This window comes from Rhodococcus jostii NBRC 16295 (assembly GCF_001894825.1).
Lineage (GTDB): Bacteria > Actinomycetota > Actinomycetes > Mycobacteriales > Mycobacteriaceae > Rhodococcus_F > Rhodococcus_F jostii.
The window spans coordinates 1-2,966 of sequence record NZ_BCWY01000202.1; the positions used below are offsets into that span (position 1 = coordinate 1).

Genomic DNA, 2,966 nt, shown 5'->3' on the forward strand with positions numbered 1-2,966 from the left:
GCCGACGCTGCCCCCGACCACCTGGGCGGGCAGGCCGCGCACGGGCCGTCCCCGCAGGTCCAGCAGCCCGGTCTGGCGGGCGAGGGCCTCACCCTCCTTCGCGACCCGGACGATGTACCGGGACGACTTGCGCAACCCGCCCGCGCTCAGGACGTGGACGTCGGCGCTGTAGGTGAACAGATCGAAGATCTCGCGGCGCAGCCGCCGGGCCGTGGACCCCAGATCCACTTCCGCCTCGACCACTACCCGGCCGCCGACGATGTGCAATCCCCCGGCGAACCGCAGCAGCGACGAAACCTCGGCCTTCCGGCAACTCACGTGAGTGACGACGAGACGACTGAGTTCGTCTTTGACCTCTGCTGTCATTGCCACGAAGCGCTCTCCCTTTCCTCTGGTGTCACGGCCACTTCGCTCCCCCGAGGCCCCGGATCGGGGTCGCTCCAGAGCTGTTCGAGAACGGACGCAAGTTTGCCTGCATGATGTGTGTGGGTGCCGTGCTCCGACACGTCGGCGTACACGACGCGTGCCTGGAACTGGCCGGCGGCGCGGGCGAGGTGTTCGCGCTCGCGCCCCGGTGGCACCGAACCCGAATCGACCACGACGAAGTCGACGGTGAGTTCGGGCGCGTGTTGGGACAGTACGTGCAGATGACGCTCGGTGGAGAATCCCGCGGTCTCACCCGGCTCCGGAGCCAGGTTGAGCACCAGCACCTTCCGCGCGTCGGTGGCGATCAGCGTGTCGAGGAGTTCCGGCACGAGGACGTGCGGAATGACACTGGAGAACCAGGATCCGGGCCCGAGGACGACCATGTCGGCGGCCTCGATCGCCCGGACCGCGTCCGGGCACGCCGGCGGATTGGCCGGCAGCAGCCGCACCCGGCGCACCTTGCCCGGGGTGGTCGCGACCGCGACCTGACCGCGGATGCAGCGGCTGACGCGCGGGTCCGCCTCCAGGCCTTGCACGTCCGCCTCGATGTCGAGGGCGATCGGCGACATCGGCAGCACGCGCCCGTTGATCCGCAGCAACCGAGCGAGTTCGTCGAGGGCGGCGACCGGATCGCCGAGCACTTCGGTGAGGCCGGCGAGGATGAGATTGCCCACCGAGTGTCCGGCGAGGGCGCCGATGCCGCCGAAGCGGTGCTGGATCGTGTCGGTCCAGTCCTGCACTTCGGGGTCGTCGGCGGCCAGCGCGGCGAGCGCCATCCGCAGATCCCCCGGCGGGATGACACCGAGTTCGGCGCGCAGCCGTCCCGAGGACCCGCCGTCGTCCGCGACGGTGACGACGGCCGTGACGTCACGGCTGAGCCGGCGCGCGGCGCTGAGAGTGGCGAACAGCCCGTGGCCCCCACCGAGCGCGACGATCGTAGGCGGCACGTGCACCGGCGTCATTCGCGCCCCAGATCACGATGGACGACACGCACGTTCAGCCCGGAGTCCTTTCCGAGGCGGCGCGCCAACGCCTCCGACATCGCGACACTCCGATGTTTTCCGCCGGTGCAACCCACCGCGATGGTCATGTAGCGCTTCCCCTCCCGACGATATCCCGCGATCGTCAGATCCAGCAGGTGGTGATAGGTGGTGAGGTAGTCCTCGGCACCGTCCTGCGACAACACGTAATCCCGCACGTCCGCGCTCTGCCCCGTGTGCGGACGCAACTCGGGGATCCAGTGCGGGTTGGGCAGGAAGCGGACGTCGCAGACGAGATCGGCGTCCATCGGAAGACCGTACTTGAAACCGAACGACTGGACTGTTACCTGCATCGTGCGGTTCTCCGCGTCGCCGAACGCGTCCTCGATCTTCTGCCGCAACTGGTGCGCGGCGAGGGAGGACGTGTCGATCACCAGGTCGGCGGCGGCCTTCACCTTCGCGAGCTGGTCACGCTCGGCCGCGATGCCCTCGGACAGAGTGCCCTCCGCGCCTCCCCCGGACAGCGGGTGACTGCGGCGGACCTGTTCGAAGCGCCGGACCAGTACCTCGTCGGACGCGTCGAGGTACAGCACCCGCGTGTGCACGGGTTTGCTCTCCAGTTCGGTGAGGACCCAGCCGAGGTCGCCGGTGAACAACCGGCTGCGCACGTCGATGACGACGGCGAGCCGCTCGAGCCGCGAATCGGATTCCAGGCTCAGATCGACCATCCGGGAGATCAGTTCCGGGGGAAGGTTGTCCGCGACGTACCAGCCGAGGTCCTCGAGGACCTTCGCCGCCGTCTGCAGACCCGCCCCGGAGAGCCCGGTGACGAGAAGGAAGTCCATCGGCCGAACCGTGGGTGGACGGTCGCTCTGCGCGTGCTGCTCGGTCACTCGACACCTGTCCGTTGTGAAGCGCTCTGTACTGCCGGGTCGTGCTGTGCTGCCCCGACGTGCTGTGCTGCCCGGTCGTGCTGTTCCGGGGGGTCGCGGGGTACGTCCACGCCGTTCCGTTCCGCCGTGCCCGGTCCGTTCCGACCGGGTTCATCATCCCCCACTCCCGCGACGTCCGCAGACGGTTCCTCAGCCCCGAGAGCGGTGAGTACCGCCTTCGCCGTGGCCGTTCCGATGCCCGGCACCGCGGTGATCTCCTCGACGGAGGCCTGTTTGAGTTTGGCGACGGATCCGAAATGCGTCACCAGGGCCTTGCGCCGGGTGTCGCCGAGCCCGCGCACCGAGTCGAGCGCGGACGCCGTCATCCGGCGGGAGCGCTTGCTGCGGTGGAACGTGATCGCGAAGCGGTGGGCTTCGTCACGCACCCGCTGCAGCAGGTACAGCGACTCGCTGGTACGCGGGAGGATCACCGGGTCCTCCTCCCCCGGCACCCACACCTCCTCGAGCCGTTTGGCCAGCCCGACCACGGCGACGTCGGTGATGCCCAGTTCGTCGAGTACCGCCGAGGCCGCCGCGACCTGCGGGGCGCCGCCGTCGACGACGAACAGGTTCGGCGGGTACGCGAACCGCCGCGGCCGGCCGGTCTGCGGATCGATCGCCGCCTCCG

At 69.5% G+C, this 2,966-nt stretch carries 4 protein-coding genes; all 4 read right to left on the bottom strand.

Annotated features, from left to right (window positions below):
* A partial coding sequence (whiA, locus tag RJ1_RS44650) for a DNA-binding protein WhiA (RefSeq protein ID WP_073371136.1) occupies nt 1–372 on the bottom strand: 372 nt, incomplete at its 3' end.
* Nucleotides 363–1,388 (bottom strand): gluconeogenesis factor YvcK family protein, encoded by a 1,026-nt coding sequence (locus tag RJ1_RS44655; RefSeq protein WP_073371135.1) that lies wholly within the window; start codon nt 1,386–1,388, stop codon nt 363–365. The genes RJ1_RS44655 and whiA, both read right to left, overlap by 10 nt.
* Nucleotides 1,385–2,251 carry an RNase adapter RapZ gene (rapZ, locus tag RJ1_RS44660; RefSeq protein WP_073371137.1) on the bottom strand — a complete coding sequence of 289 codons (867 nt, stop codon included), beginning with the start codon at nt 2,249–2,251 and terminating at the stop codon, nt 1,385–1,387. The genes RJ1_RS44655 and rapZ overlap by 4 nt, the downstream gene beginning before the upstream one ends.
* Before the next feature lie 44 nt (nt 2,252–2,295).
* Nucleotides 2,296–2,966 (bottom strand): helix-hairpin-helix domain-containing protein (locus RJ1_RS44665; RefSeq protein ID WP_255284974.1); only part of this gene is annotated, 671 nt, incomplete at its 5' end.